This is a genomic window from Algibacter sp. (genome assembly GCF_049667265.1).
Lineage (GTDB): Bacteria > Bacteroidota > Bacteroidia > Flavobacteriales > Flavobacteriaceae > Algibacter_B.
The window spans coordinates 1-13,572 of the sequence record NZ_JBATHX010000269.1; the positions used below are offsets into that span (position 1 = coordinate 1).

General features: G+C 33.3%; 15 protein-coding genes. 8 read left to right on the plus strand and 7 right to left on the minus strand.

The genetic code is table 11. The features are described 5' to 3' along the window. Positions 1–121: 121 nt before the first annotated feature. Positions 122–439: a TonB-dependent receptor domain-containing protein gene (locus WBN21_RS10055; RefSeq protein WP_424199883.1), complete on the plus strand. Its 318-nt coding sequence runs from the start codon at positions 122–124 to the stop codon at positions 437–439. Between the two features lie 78 nt (positions 440–517). On the opposite strand, the gene WBN21_RS10060 is transcribed toward WBN21_RS10055, so the two are convergent. After that, the gene (locus WBN21_RS10060) at positions 518–1,981 is read right to left on the minus strand and encodes a S41 family peptidase (RefSeq protein WP_424199885.1); all 1,464 of its coding nucleotides are present in this window, start codon (positions 1,979–1,981) and stop codon (positions 518–520) included. Between the two features lie 384 nt (positions 1,982–2,365). Between WBN21_RS10060 and WBN21_RS10065 the strand changes: the two genes are divergently transcribed. From WBN21_RS10065 to WBN21_RS10080, 4 genes are read left to right on the plus strand one after another with little or no spacing between them, the layout of a single operon-like run. Then, positions 2,366–2,875 carry an RNA polymerase sigma factor gene (locus WBN21_RS10065; protein ID WP_424199887.1) on the plus strand — a complete coding sequence of 170 codons (510 nt, stop codon included), beginning with the start codon at positions 2,366–2,368 and terminating at the stop codon, positions 2,873–2,875. Further along, positions 2,862–3,341, plus strand: coding sequence for a hypothetical protein (locus tag WBN21_RS10070; RefSeq protein WP_424199889.1), 480 nt, complete (start codon positions 2,862–2,864; stop codon positions 3,339–3,341). The genes WBN21_RS10065 and WBN21_RS10070 overlap by 14 nt, the downstream gene beginning before the upstream one ends. Before the next feature lie 35 nt (positions 3,342–3,376). Then, a complete protein-coding gene (locus tag WBN21_RS10075; protein WP_424199891.1) occupies positions 3,377–3,937 on the plus strand; it encodes a DUF4252 domain-containing protein in 561 nt (186 codons plus the stop codon). 14 nt (positions 3,938–3,951) lie between these two features. Next, the gene (locus WBN21_RS10080) at positions 3,952–4,494 is read left to right on the plus strand and encodes a DUF4252 domain-containing protein (RefSeq protein ID WP_424199892.1); all 543 of its coding nucleotides are present in this window, start codon (positions 3,952–3,954) and stop codon (positions 4,492–4,494) included. A gap of 94 nt (positions 4,495–4,588) precedes the next feature. Here WBN21_RS10080 and WBN21_RS10085 read toward each other — a convergent pair whose 3' ends face one another. From WBN21_RS10085 to WBN21_RS10095, 3 genes are all read right to left on the minus strand, one after another. Then, positions 4,589–4,771 carry a hypothetical protein gene (locus WBN21_RS10085; RefSeq protein ID WP_424199893.1) on the minus strand — a complete coding sequence of 61 codons (183 nt, stop codon included), beginning with the start codon at positions 4,769–4,771 and terminating at the stop codon, positions 4,589–4,591. A 10-nt stretch (positions 4,772–4,781) separates the two neighbouring features. Next, on the minus strand, positions 4,782–6,125 hold the full coding sequence (purB, locus tag WBN21_RS10090; protein WP_424199895.1) for an adenylosuccinate lyase: 1,344 nt from the start codon (positions 6,123–6,125) through the stop codon (positions 4,782–4,784). 102 nt (positions 6,126–6,227) lie between these two features. Beyond that, on the minus strand, positions 6,228–6,803 hold the full coding sequence (locus tag WBN21_RS10095; protein WP_424199897.1) for an adenylosuccinate lyase: 576 nt from the start codon (positions 6,801–6,803) through the stop codon (positions 6,228–6,230). 36 nt (positions 6,804–6,839) lie between these two features. On the opposite strand from WBN21_RS10095, the gene WBN21_RS10100 reads away from it, so the two are divergent. Together WBN21_RS10100 and WBN21_RS10105 are read left to right on the plus strand one after the other, a co-directional pair. Beyond that, positions 6,840–7,313 (plus strand): heme-binding domain-containing protein, encoded by a 474-nt coding sequence (locus WBN21_RS10100; protein ID WP_424199899.1) that lies wholly within the window; start codon positions 6,840–6,842, stop codon positions 7,311–7,313. A 62-nt stretch (positions 7,314–7,375) separates the two neighbouring features. Beyond that, positions 7,376–8,611, plus strand: coding sequence for a glycosyltransferase (locus WBN21_RS10105; protein ID WP_424199901.1), 1,236 nt, complete (start codon positions 7,376–7,378; stop codon positions 8,609–8,611). Here WBN21_RS10105 and WBN21_RS10110 read toward each other — a convergent pair. Beyond that, positions 8,608–9,282: an SIR2 family NAD-dependent protein deacylase gene (locus WBN21_RS10110; protein ID WP_424199903.1), complete on the minus strand. Its 675-nt coding sequence runs from the start codon at positions 9,280–9,282 to the stop codon at positions 8,608–8,610. The genes WBN21_RS10105 and WBN21_RS10110 overlap by 4 nt on opposite strands. A gap of 104 nt (positions 9,283–9,386) precedes the next feature. Here WBN21_RS10110 and WBN21_RS10115 point away from each other — a divergent pair, with 104 nt between their 5' ends. Continuing rightward, a complete protein-coding gene (locus WBN21_RS10115; RefSeq protein WP_424199905.1) occupies positions 9,387–10,061 on the plus strand; it encodes a TrmH family RNA methyltransferase in 675 nt (224 codons plus the stop codon). Positions 10,062–10,178: 117 nt separating this feature from the next. Here WBN21_RS10115 and WBN21_RS10120 read toward each other — a convergent pair whose 3' ends face one another. Together WBN21_RS10120 and WBN21_RS10125 are read right to left on the minus strand one after the other, a co-directional pair. Further along, entirely contained in the window at positions 10,179–10,955 is a 777-nt protein-coding gene (locus WBN21_RS10120; RefSeq protein ID WP_424199907.1) for a carboxypeptidase-like regulatory domain-containing protein, read from the minus strand. A gap of 256 nt (positions 10,956–11,211) precedes the next feature. Next, positions 11,212–13,053, minus strand: coding sequence for a DEAD/DEAH box helicase (locus WBN21_RS10125; protein ID WP_424199909.1), 1,842 nt, complete (start codon positions 13,051–13,053; stop codon positions 11,212–11,214). Positions 13,054–13,572 lie beyond the last annotated feature (519 nt).

Genomic DNA, 13,572 nt, shown 5'->3' on the forward strand with positions numbered 1-13,572 from the left:
TATTTACACTACAGCTTATGAAAATGCAACTACAGACGCTACAGTTCATGGATTTGAAGTTGAAGCGCAAATTGATTTTATTAAAGATTTAACGATTGCAACAAATTAAACTTTTACAGAATTGAAAGATGGCGTACGATTAAGAATACCAAAGCACAAAGCCAATGCTAGTTTGGGGTATGACATCTGTAAAAACTCCTTTGTATCATTAAACTACCAATTTGTTGGAAGCAGAACCGATATCAATTTTTCAACTTATGCAAATGAAGCGCGCAGTAGTTATTCGTTAGTTGATTTATATTTTAGTCATAAATTGATTAAGAACAAGTTGAAGCTTTTTGCAAATGTTACTAATGTATTTAATGAAGATTATTTTGAAATTTTAGGCTACACTACCAGAGGTAGAAATGTGAGTTTAGGATTGAATTTGAATTTGTAGATTTTTTTCCAGACCTGTCAGGTTTTTAATACCTGACAGGTCCTTAAGTCCTTGTAGGTTTTAAAAACCTAAAGGGGCTCAATATTTATTTAAATCTGTTGGAATCTCTTTATCGGAATACAGGCCTAAGCCTGAGGGTATATAATCTTTACTATAATTTGTAAATTCAAAGGCACTTGTTTTTTGCGAAATAATACGTCCTGAATTTGTTATATCTGAGATTGCTGCAGCAAGAAAAGGCTCGTCTTGATTTCCTAAAACGCCTAAATTATTGATGCTTTCACCTAAAACAATATCCGGATTTAATCCATCAAAATAATCGGTATTGCCTTCAACATTTAATGATTTATAAATTAAGGGTAACATTGCATAAGTATGTCCAGGGTTTGCACCTTGTCTGTTATAATCTGGAGAATCATAAATAATTGTTGATGCTTGGTATTTTCCTCTTGTTGTGGTGCCAATTTGAACAACATCAATATATGGTCTTAATGAATTTATTACTAATTCACTTGCTGATGCACTAAAGTAAGTTGTTAAAACATATACTTTAGATAATCCTAGGCTGTTTATTGAAGCATCGTTGTAACTATCAATAAACCGATTAATTAGTGCTTCTGGGTTTTCGCTTTCATACACGGCTTGAAACTCAGAATTCCATTGTTCTGTGCTATAAACATCGCCCGTAAATTGTCCCGTAATTAAACTTGATAATAATATAGCAGTAGTTACCGAACCGCCAGAGTTGTATCTTAAATCTAAAACCAATTCATCAATATTCGAACTTTTAAACGTTCCGAAAACATCATTTAATTCAGTATCATACGGACTTGTAAATCCGTTATACATTAAATATCCTATTTTTTTGCTATTCACATTTAAAATGGTGTTTTTAAAAATTGGATTTTCTGAGTATTGCAATTTGCTAAGGGTTATATTTTCTGAAGTTTCCTCAATAAAATCATCTGAAGAATCATCAGGTGTTGCATTATCATTATAAACACCTAAACTTATTATATAACTTGATTGACCGGCTAATTGGCTACGATTTGAACTAGTAAGTTGTTCGCCATCAATAGCATAAAATATATCGCCACGTTTAATACCTTGATCTTCTGCGTTGGTATTTGGTAATACGTGTGTAACTATGCCGTATCGGTTTGAGCTTGAAGACGCTAGTTCGAATTCTAAATACTCCATGCCATTGGTTGTGTAAATACCATCAAGTAGTTGCTCTAATGCAATATAATCACTAAAGATTCTACTAAATCTATCAACAGTTTCCGGTTGATATCGTAAATTTTGAAATAAATCGATAGGAGAAGTGAAGCTGTTTAAATAATCAGCATATTCTGAATTATTAGAAAAACGATTGTTTGCTAAATCTGGCACGTCGTCTTTATACAAATAAAAAATATTCATTCCTTTCCAAACAAAGTCGTTTATTTCGCTGGCACTAACAGCAACATCATCATTATCTTCAAAACAACTGGTTAAAAATAGGGCAGCAAGAATTAGGGTTAGGGCATTTAATTTTTTCATTTATGCAATTTTATATAAGTAGTCTGTAAAACCATAAATTTACTTACATTATTGTGTAAATCCTATTCTTAATAAAAAATATGGGAATTAGCTGGGGTTTTACTGTAATTTGGCGGATAAACCCGCGTAAGGCCTGCCTGCCGGCAGGCAGGGATTGCAGCGGATAGCCCACAGCCCGACGAAGGAGGAGCGAGGACTTGTAGCGAAACATTTATGTTCATGAATTCAAATATATAAAATAGAAAAGCATGAATAAAAGCCCGACCCATTGCGGGTTACGCCCGCAATTTTTATTTTTTTTTAATTGTTGTGTAACAAAACAAATAGATGGTCGTCGTAATATTAAATAGCCGTAACCAAGCTGTATGTTTAAACTAAACCAAAATGACTCAAAAGGAGTTTTTAAATATTGTAATGCCTTTTAAGGATAAAGTTTTTCGTTTAGCAAAACGGTTGCTAGTTTCGACGGAAGAGGCTGAGGACGCCACGCAGGAAGTGTTATTGAAGTTGTGGAAAAACAAATTAAAAATTGCTGAGTATAATAATGTTGAGGCTTTTTCGATGACTATGACAAAAAATTATTGTTTTGATAAATTAAAATCGAAACAATCGCAGAATTTAAAAATTGTGCATAGTAATTATGAGGAGAAAAACACACCTTTACAAACGCAGGTTGAATTAAATGATAGTGTGAATTGGGTAGCAAAAATTATTGAAGAGTTGCCAGAACAACAAAAAATAATTATTCAATTACGAGATATAGAAGATTATGATTTTGATGAGATTGCAAAAATGCTGGATATGAATAATACAGCGGTTCGCGTAGCCTTATCGAGAGCAAGAAAAACAATAAGAGAAAAATTAACAAACACACACAATTATGGTGTTAAATAATATAGAAAAGTTACTTGAAAAGTACGAAAACGGTGAAACATCGCTTAAAGAAGAGCAGCAGTTAAAACACTATTTTACACAGGAAACTGTAGCGCCGCATTTAGAGGTGTACAAACCCATGTTCGCGTATTTTTTGGTAAACAAGCAAGAGCAATTTACTAAGGACGTTCCATTAAAAACTAAAACAATTTTTAATTACAAATGGATTTCTGTCGCAGCAGTAGTGGCACTTGCGCTAGGATTTTATTTTGGTACCACAATAGGTCAAGGTGATTTAGGTACTTATGACGATCCGGAATTAGCTTTTAACGAGTTTTCGAAATCTATGGAAATGATTTCTACAAAATTCAATAAAGGCGCAGCAACAGTTGGTTATCTAATGGAAGTGAATAAAGGCGCATCAACGCTTGAATATCTTAACGAAGTTGAAAACACAACAAGTATAATTTTTAAAAAAACTAAATAGAATTAATGAATACAATTAAATTAAAAACAAGAACGATGAAAAATAAATTAATAGTACTAGTAATGGCCATAATGTTATTACCCTTAACTGGGATGGCACAGAGCAATATTTTCGACAAATATAGTGATAGTCCTGATGTAACTTATGTGAACATAAAACCTAAAATGTTTGAAATGTTAACTACAATAGGAGTTAGCTCTGATGATCCAGAAGCCCAAGCATATATGGAAATGGTTAAAAGTATAACTAGCTTTAAAACGATTGTTACCGATAGTAAGATTATTTCTACCGATATTGCTAAATGGGTAAAATCGCGCTCTGGAGGTTTAGAAGAATTAATGGAGGTTAAAGATGATGGTACCGAGGTAAAATTTTATATTAAAGAAGGCAAAGATTCAAACCATGTAAAAGAGCTCTTAATTTTTGTAAATGGTATTGATAAAATGATGGAAGATAAGATTGAAATTAACGGAAAAGAACGTAAAATTGAAACCGTAGTGATGTCTATGACTGGTGATATAGATCTTAGGCAAATTTCAAAGCTTACTGATAAAATGAATATCCCTGGTGGAAAACATTTAGAAAAAAATAAATAATCGATACATCAATCATGCAACGAACAATCAAATTTATAGCAATCACATTATTTACAGCGGTTATTTTAACTAGCTGCGGTAATGATGCAAGTTTGCAACGTTATTATGTAGATCATCAAGAAGCTAAAAACTTTATTTCGCAAGATTTTCCGCTATCAATGATTGATATTGATAAGTCTAATTTTACAGATGCCCAAAATGAAGCCTATAATTCCGTAAATAAATTGAATTTTTTAGGCTACAAAGCAAGCGAAAATGATTCTGAAACGTATCATGCTGAAATAACAAAAGTGAAAACTATTTTAAGTGATAAAAAGTATCAAGATTTATTGGATTTTAGTGATAAAGGCAAAAAGATATCGGTAAAATTTATTGGAACTGAGGCTGAGGCTGATGAGGTTGTCATTTTTGGAAGTGCTAAAGACATGGGATTTGGAATTGTAAGAATATTGGGTGATGACATGAACCCAGAAAAAATGGTTACTCTAATAAATGCATTGCAACATGCAAATATTGAAGAAGGTCAAATAGAAAATATTATGAATTTCTTTAAATAATTTGTAGTAATTATGTTAATGTAAAAAGGCTTCCTAGAAAGGAAGCCTTTTTTGCTAATAAATATAATTTTTATTTAAACGTTAAACTCGAATTTCACTCTTGATTTCCTTTTTTTGATTTAGAATTGGAATAAAAAATATTGATAACAATGGTAAAAAACACGATAGTAAGAATTGTTAAAACAATAAAATTATCAAGAATTTTTAAAATTCCACAAACAAAAATACCAACACCCATAAATCCTGTAAGTATTAAAGATTGTTTGTCGTTTAACATATTGTATTTCTTAAATTCCTGTGTAGTTACTAGGAGTAATACGTTTTAATTCTTCTTTTATTATATTTGAGACTTCTAATGTATCAATAAAATTTGAAATAGAATCTTGATTTATTTTAGAATTTGTTCTTGTTAATCCTTTTAATGCTTCATAAGGGTTAGGATATCCTTCACGACGTAAAATGGTTTGAATAGCCTCTGCTACAACTGCCCAGTTGTTTTCTAAATCTTCAGCAAATTTGCTTTCATTTAAAAGTAGTTTATTTAAACCTTTTAAAGTCGATTTAAATCCAATAAGTGTATGGCCAAAAGGAACACCAACGTTTCTTAAAACGGTACTATCTGTTAAATCACGTTGTAATCTAGAAACTGGTAATTTCGCTGATAGGTGTTCGAAAATAGCGTTTGCAATACCTAAGTTTCCTTCAGAATTTTCAAAATCTATCGGGTTTACTTTGTGAGGCATGGCAGAACTTCCAACTTCGCCAGCTTTAATTTTTTGTTTAAAATAATCCATGGAAACATAAGTCCAAATGTCTCTATCTAAATCAAGAATAATTGTATTGATACGCTTCATGGAATCAAACAAAGCTGCCATGTGGTCGTAATGTTCAATTTGCGTTGTTGGGAACGAGTGTTGTAATCCTAACTTTTCTTGAACAAATTGTCCGCCAAAAGCTTTCCAATCAATATTTGGATAAGCCACATGATGTGCATTAAAATTACCTGTAGCACCACCAAATTTAGCAGCGCTTGGAATATCATTTAATAAATTAAATTGCTCTTCTAAACGCACCACAAAAACTTCAATTTCTTTACCAAGTCGGGTAGGAGATGCTGGTTGCCCATGGGTTCTTGCCAACATTGGAATATGCGCCCAATCTTTTGATAAGGTCTTTAGCTTTTCTAAAACGATGAAATATTCTGGCACATAAACATCGTTCATAGCTTCCTTAATACTTAAGGGAATTGCAGTATTGTTTATGTCTTGTGAAGTTAAACCAAAGTGGATAAACTCTTTATACTTAGTCAAGTTTAGCTTGTCAAATTTTTCTTTAATGAAATATTCAACTGCTTTTACATCATGATTTGTAACGCTTTCAATTTTCTTGATAGCCAAAGCATCCTCAGAAGAAAAATCTTTATAAATGGCTCTTAAACTATCAAAAATAGCAGTTTCTAAATCTTGAAGTTGAGGTAACGGAATTTCGCAAAGTGCAATAAAGTATTCTATTTCAACTAAAACACGATATTTTATTAAGGCTTCTTCAGAGAAATATGGCGCTAATTCACTTACTTTACTTCTGTAACGACCGTCAATTGGAGAGATGGCGTTTAATGCTGATAATGACATATAAGATTGGTTTTTTGAAGTTGCAAAGATAGAAAAGAAAGTTAGAAGTACGAAGTTAGAAGTGTGAAGTTTAAAGCTGATTTTAATGTTAAATTATATTACCTATCGCTTCTTATTCTTTTTAATTTTCTTCAAAATATGTCGCGCTCGTGCTTTAAAAGCTGCACTTTGTTTCGAGAAATCGTCTTCTAAAATACGAGCCAACTCTGGGTATACCCAGTCGTACTCTTTACCAAATAGAAATAGTGTAGTCATACTATAGGCTTTTGAAGCTACTTTTTCATCGTTTATCATGTAATCAAAACAGTTTTCGATAATACGTTCTATATGTGATGCAGTTAATGCTTTTTTCATTTTGTTATCCGTTTTATCGGTATAAGCTACGGCAAGAAATTCACAGATTTTGGCCACAGGTCTAACTGCCGAATCTAAATGAACTTTATGCATGTTTTCTGTAAAAACATCTAAATAAGGAATAATAGTATCAATATTGTCATTACACATAAATTCAAACACCCAAGAAGCACGAGGCGAAATTTTGTCGTCAACCATAAAGAGAATTTCAAGTAATTTAGGAATCAATTGTGGATTGTCATGCATTAAATGCGCATAATACAACCGCTTTTCGCGCGAATGATTTACATAATTTAATTCGTTATAGAGTTGTTCTGTAGTCAAAAGGTTTTCTTATTTTTATAGAATAAAAGTATTAAAATGAAAAATATAAAAAAAGTAATTATTTTATTACTAATAGGATTTATAATTGCTCAATTTTTTGGTCCTGATAAAAACGAAGGCGATTTAGCTTCTATAGATGCTTTCATGGCAGAAACGAATCCGCCAGAAGATGTGAAAATTATTTTAAAGGACGCTTGTATAGATTGCCATAGTGATGTGACTAAATATCCATGGTATAATAACATTACACCTGTAAATTATTGGCTGGAAAGTCATGTAAAAGATGGTAAAAAACATTTTAATCTGTCTAATTGGGAAGGAAATTCAGTAAAAAGGAAAGACCATAAATTCGAAGAGCTTATAGAAATGGTTGAAGACAAAGAGATGCCACTAAACTCATATACTTGGACTCATAGTGAAGCTAGACTTACCGATGCTCAAATTAAATCTGTTGTGGATTGGGCAAAATTAGTTCGTATTAAATATGGTTTGGAGCCGAAGCCAGAATAAAACCAGAAGCCCTAACCTATCCTTCCCCAAAGGGGAAACGAAAGCAGGATTTTAAAAATTTTATGAATAAAAATTTACTCATCATTGGTTTTGTATGGCCAGAACCAAAGAGTTCTGCTGCTGGTGGTAGAATGATGCAACTTATTGAAGTTTTTCAAAATGATGGTTATAGCATCACATTTGCGAGTCCATGTGCTAAAAGTGATAATGCTTTTAATCTGGAAAGTATTCATGTTTCTCAAGTTTCCATAGAACTAAATAGTTCCTCTTTTGATGTTTTTGTAAAATCACTAAATCCAGATGTGGTTTTGTTTGATCGTTTCATGATGGAAGAGCAATTTGGTTGGCGCGTTACAGAACAATGTCCGAATGCTGTTAAGGTTATTGATACCGAAGATTTACATTGCTTAAGAAAAGGTAGGCAGCAAGCATTTAAAGATGGTAATTCATTTGACACATCTTATTTGTTTAACGATATCGCAAAGCGAGAAATAGCTAGTATTTATAGAAGTGATTTGAGTTTAATTATTTCTGAAGCTGAAATGGATATTCTCAAAAATCAGTTTAAAGTTGATGCATCGCTTTTACTTTATTTACCTTTTATGTTAGATGCCATTTCAGAAGAAAAGATAAACGCACTTCCTAAATTTAAAGATAGAAGTCATTTTATAACCATTGGAAACTTTTTACATGAGCCCAATTATAACGCCGTTTTATATTTAAAAGAAACGATTTGGCCATTAATTAGAAAGCAATTACCTAAAGCAGAATTACATATTTATGGCGCTTATGCTTCCCAAAAAGTGAATCAACTTCAAAATGAAAAGCAAGGTTTTTTAATAAAAGGTTTTGCTGAAGATGTTAATGAGGTGATGCAAAATGCAAAAGTGTGTTTAGCCCCCATTAGATTTGGAGCAGGTTTAAAAGGAAAACTAGTTGATGCCATGAACAACGGAACACCATGTGTCACTACAACTTTTGGTGCAGAAGGTGTGTTTGGAGATTTAGATTTTAATGGTTTTATTGAGGATAATCCAGAAGAATTTGTTGAAAATACTATTAAACTTTACAATAATGTTGGTTTATGGAATGAGAAACAGAAAATCGGATTTTCTATAGTTAATAAGCGTTTCAGTAAAACGGATTTTCAAAATAAGTTTTTAAATCGGTTAGAAGAAACTGCTAAACATCTTAGCGAAAAACGACTAAATAATTTCACAGGTCAGATGCTTCAGCATCACACATTGCAAAGCACAAAGTTTATGAGTAAATGGATTGAGGCGAAGAACAAAGATTAATTAATTAAATCAATCACTTTTTTAACCCCAACGGTAGCCGTTTCTGCAATGACGGTTAAATAAGGTTTGCTATCCACACTAGGTTTTGGGTCAATAAAATAAGTTGGTGTGTTTTCTGGAACATAATGCATTAATCCTGCTGCAGGATACACTTGCATGGACGTACCAATAATAACCAGAAAATCTGCAGTTTCACAAATTTCAACAGCTGTTTCAATCATAGGAACATCTTCTCCAAACCAAACAATATGTGGACGAAGTTGGTAGCCCTTTTTACAAACATCGCCTAAAACTAAATCGGTTTTCCAGGTTTGAATCTCATTCTCATTATTTGTGCTTCTAACTTTTAATAATTCGCCGTGTAAATGAATCACGTTGCTACTTCCTGCGCGTTCATGTAAATCGTCAACATTTTGAGTAACTATGCTAACCTTGAATTTTTTTTCTAATTCGGCTAAATTAAAATGTGCTTTATTTGGTTTTACTTCAAATAATTGCCTTCTACGTTGGTTATAAAAATCTAATACCAATTCTGGGTTAGTGGCAAAACCTTGTGGTGTTGCAACTTCCATAACATCATGACCTTCCCATAAACCATCGGAATCTCTAAAGGTTTTAATGCCACTTTCGGCACTCATGCCTGCTCCTGTAAGTACAACTATGTGTTTCATTGAATATGCATTTTTGTCATTCCCGCAAAGGCGGAAACACACTCAAATATACTAAGTATTCATTAGTTCTCTTAAGATAAAAAACTTTCTTAATTTTGAAGCTTATGATAGATTTAAAACTCCTTGAGCATTTAGAAACGTATTTAACCGAACACCGTTTAACACGTTTTGAAAAGGTATTATCGCAACGCACAAAACATTTTACTGTTGCCACAGAAGATGTGTATCAACTTCACAACACAAGTGCTGTTATGCGTACTTGTGATGTTTTTGGAATTCAGGAAGTTAATATTGTTGAAGAGCAGAACTCCAAACATATAGATAGAGAAATTGCTATGGGTGCTCAAAAATGGGTGGATTTAAATAGATTTGATTCGGTGATAGATTGCATTTCAGGTTTAAAAAATAAAGGCTATCAAATAGTGGCCACAACGCCACATACTGATGATTGTGAATTATATGATTTTGATGTAACTAAAAAATCGTGTTTTTTCTTTGGGAGAGAAACCGAAGGTTTATCGAAAGAGGTTTTGGATGCAGCCGATTGTTATTTAAAAATACCTATGGTTGGGTTTACTGAGAGTTTAAATATATCGGTTTCGGCAGCCATTATTTTACAGCATGTTACAACGAAGCTTAAAAAGTCTAATATTAATTGGCAATTATCAGAAAATGACATACATGAAAAACGATTAGATTGGTGTAAAAAAACCATTAAAAGCTATGATGAGATTGTTGTGCGTTTTTATGAAACAAACGGACTGCCAAGTGATGACTGAATTTAGCAAACGGACCCCGCGTTAGGGATTGAAAAGGAAAGCCCACAGCCCGACAAAGGAGGTGCGAGGACTTGATTGAAAAAGCCCGACCCTTGTGGTAACGCCCAAGTAATTAATTTAAATTTTTCTACTTCGGCCGTGGCTAAGCACCTTATATTCTTCGTAACATTCGCTAATAGCGTCCAATATTTGAAGGTCGTTTGCGGATTGAATAAAACCTTTGGAATAGTTACATTGACTCACAATTTCATCTAAATCTACACGCTCTACTTGCAATAAAACGGTAAGCATTTCACGATCAAAACGAGAGGCTAGGAGGTTTCTAATTTCATCATCTTCCTTCATTTTTTTAAGCTTTCTGAGTTCGTTTGGCTTTTTACCAAACATACGATATAGGAAATCTGCTGGATTAAAAATAGAACCAATAACATTGGTTAAACCAGATTTTTTGCTCGCCTCGTAACCAGAACCTTGAAGCCCTGAAATACTGTAGCGATAATTGGTGTTAATATCTGGAACTTGTTTAATATCAACTTCCAAATAGCCTGTAAGACTCAATTGATTTACAACGACTTCTTCAAGAGCTAGTGCCAATTCGGTAAGGGTAATTTTTGAGCTTCCAAATTTTAACCAGTCGTTGGTAACGCGAACTTTTATGGATTTGAAACCTAAATATGAAAAGTGAAGGGTATCGTTAACTTTGGCGGCAATTTTAAATTCGCCTTCCTTGTTTGTGCTAGTTCCAATTACTTGGTTGAGGTTAACAATATTTACGCTTTCTAGAACCGAATCGTCGGCCGAATTAATTACAACGCCTAAAACCTTATCTGCTTCTTGCGCCATTGATATAGCTGATGCAAATAATAAGGTAAATAGTAAAATGTAATTTTTCATAGGCTTTTATTCCATTTCAAAAGTAATAAACAAAACGGCAAATAATGCTGTATTGTTTTATTTTGACTTAAAATTAACAAAAAAGTTTAAAATACTTCCATATACCGAGGCTGCCAGGTAGAAAACGCAAAAAAATTATATATAAAATTTTCAAAAGAGTGTCTCTCCAACCACTCTGGAAATGGAGTGGTATTAAATTATAAAACTCCTTAAAGTCATGCTTTTAAGGAGTTTTATATACTGTAATTTATTTCAATTATCTTCTAGAACGTCTAGGTCTTGAGCTTCCAATTTCGCTATTATCTGAACGTCTTGGTTTCGAGCTTCCTTCGCTTCTGCGTCTGTCACTTCTGTTTCCTGAAGAAGCGCCTTTTTTGTCGTCACGTCTTCCACCACTACGGCTATCATCTCTTCGTTTTCCGCCGTCACGTCTTCCGCCACCGCCTTTTCTGTCGCGTCTTCCGCCGCCGCCGCGGTTTTCAGAAACTTCAACATTTACAAAACGACCTTCGTGTTTAAAATCGGTAAAATGTGCTAACACTTTCTCTTTTAATTCATTTTCAGTATTAAAGAAAGAAAATGAATCTTTGGTTTCCACTTTAAAAACATCGTCTCGACCAAGCACTAGTTGCTCTTTTAAGAAATCTTTTAACGACATCCAATCAAAACCATCTTTACTACCAACGTTAATAAAGTAACGTGTTGAGTCGTTTTTACTGCCTCTACTAAAATCACGTCCACCTTCACGTCCGCTATCTCTGTCAAAAGAACCTTCGGCAATATTTAAGTTTTTAGATTTATTATAGTAGTTGTAAAAACGTGTAAACTCAACCGAGAAGAATTTTTTAATCAATTCATCTTTATCAGTATCAGCAAATAATTCATTAATACTTGATAAATGCTTATCAATTTCATGATTTATTTCTGTGTTGTGTATTTTATTGGCAAGCGACATTAATTGTACTTCGCAAATATCAGCGCCATCAGGAATTTCCTTTTTCTCGAATTTTTTATTAATAATACGTTCAATACTTTTTATTTTACGCACTTCACTTTTCGATACAATTACCATCGAGATTCCTGTTTTACCAGCTCGTCCTGTTCTTCCAGAACGGTGTGTGTAAATTTCAGGTTCATCAGGTAATTGATAATTTATAACGTGTGTAATATCGTCAACATCAATACCACGAGCAGCAACATCGGTTGCCACAAGCATTTGTATTTGTTGGTTTCTAAACGATTTCATTACTAAATCTCGCTGATTCTGACTTAAATCTCCGTGCAACGCACCAGCGCTATACCCATCTTCAATTAAGTTTTCAGCCACTTTTTGAGTATCACGTTTTGTTCTACAAAAAATAACAGAAAATATATCAGGATTCGCATCACTTAAACGTTTCAAAGCTTGATAACGGTCTCTAGCATTCACTAAATAATATTCGTGAGATACATTACTTGTACTTTCATTCTTAGTTCCAACAGTAATTTCCTGTGGACTTTTCATGAATTTTTTAGCAATCGTTGCCACCTCACGAGGCATCGTTGCAGAAAACAACCACGTGTTTTTATCTTCGGGTGTGTGCGATAAAATATCAGTAATATCCTCTTTAAAACCCATGTTTAACATCTCGTCAGCCTCATCTAAAACCGCATATTGGATTTTAGAAATATCAACCAAACGCCTTTTAATCATATCTTTCATACGTCCCGGAGTCGCCACAATAATTTGTGCGCCACGTTTAATTTCACGTGCTTGATCCTGTATGCTAGAACCACCGTAAACCGCAACCACGTTAAGGCCTTTACAATATTTACCATACAATTTCATTTCGTTGGTAATTTGTAAACAAAGCTCTCTGGTTGGCGATAAAATTAAACCTTGGGTTGTTCTGCTATCAATATCAATTTTTTCTAACATAGGAAATCCAAAAGCAGCTGTTTTACCAGTTCCTGTTTGGGCTAACGCGACTAAGTCGGTTTCCGATTCTAATAAAATTGGGATTGCTTTTTCTTGTACTTCACTAGGTTTTTCAAAACCTAAATCTGTAATAGCTTGTAATAGGTCGTCATTAAGACCTAAATCTTTGAATGTGCTCATTTTGTTTATGTATGCGATTTGTTATGTGGTGTTACATAAAGAAGCGAATCGACATACTTAACTTAAACTTCCGGTAACACATCCTCTCTCTGAGGAATTTAAACTCTTCTTGAGTTTCAAGGCGCAAAGATACACTATTATTTGGATTATTTTTATTTGGGCGTTTTAACACGCTTTCACTACTCAATCTTTCTTGTGCTGAACTTGTTTCAGTATCGCATCAAGTGTTTTTTGTAAATTTAAATCAGCCTTAAATCAAACTTATAGTTAAGCACAAAAAGGATTTCAAACATGCCGTTCAATCGTTAACGCGGTTGTCAGCTGACTAATAGAATTTATTAAATGTTTTTCCTTTTTTGGAGAGGTTCGTTTAATGTTTCGCGGATATGAAATCGTTTTAATGTTTTATATCCGACGTTAAACGAAAATAGTAGAAAATTTTGACAAATCCATGAGATTTCAATTTTTGCCAATCAATGTATTTCATTACTTCCTCAAATTCCCAATCCGTTCCAAAAG

What these genes read in the sequence shown, in the direction of transcription:
- WBN21_RS10105 (WP_424199901.1), top strand. Translation starts at nt 7,376, where the DNA reads ATGAATAAAAATTTACTCATCATTGGTTTTGTATGGCCAGAACCAAAG.
- WBN21_RS10070 (WP_424199889.1), top strand. Translation starts at nt 2,862, where the DNA reads ATGGTGTTAAATAATATAGAAAAGTTACTTGAAAAGTACGAAAACGGT.
- purB (WP_424199895.1), bottom strand. Translation starts at nt 6,125, where the DNA reads ATGTCATTATCAGCATTAAACGCCATCTCTCCAATTGACGGTCGTTAC.
- WBN21_RS10060 (WP_424199885.1), bottom strand. Translation starts at nt 1,981, where the DNA reads ATGAAAAAATTAAATGCCCTAACCCTAATTCTTGCTGCCCTATTTTTA.
- WBN21_RS10080 (WP_424199892.1), top strand. Translation starts at nt 3,952, where the DNA reads ATGCAACGAACAATCAAATTTATAGCAATCACATTATTTACAGCGGTT.
- WBN21_RS10110 (WP_424199903.1), bottom strand. Translation starts at nt 9,282, where the DNA reads ATGAAACACATAGTTGTACTTACAGGAGCAGGCATGAGTGCCGAAAGT.
- WBN21_RS10100 (WP_424199899.1), top strand. Translation starts at nt 6,840, where the DNA reads ATGAAAAATATAAAAAAAGTAATTATTTTATTACTAATAGGATTTATA.
- WBN21_RS10120 (WP_424199907.1), bottom strand. Translation starts at nt 10,955, where the DNA reads ATGAAAAATTACATTTTACTATTTACCTTATTATTTGCATCAGCTATA.
- WBN21_RS10125 (WP_424199909.1), bottom strand. Translation starts at nt 13,053, where the DNA reads ATGAGCACATTCAAAGATTTAGGTCTTAATGACGACCTATTACAAGCT.
- WBN21_RS10075 (WP_424199891.1), top strand. Translation starts at nt 3,377, where the DNA reads ATGAAAAATAAATTAATAGTACTAGTAATGGCCATAATGTTATTACCC.
- WBN21_RS10115 (WP_424199905.1), top strand. Translation starts at nt 9,387, where the DNA reads ATGATAGATTTAAAACTCCTTGAGCATTTAGAAACGTATTTAACCGAA.
- WBN21_RS10085 (WP_424199893.1), bottom strand. Translation starts at nt 4,771, where the DNA reads ATGTTAAACGACAAACAATCTTTAATACTTACAGGATTTATGGGTGTT.
- WBN21_RS10065 (WP_424199887.1), top strand. Translation starts at nt 2,366, where the DNA reads ATGACTCAAAAGGAGTTTTTAAATATTGTAATGCCTTTTAAGGATAAA.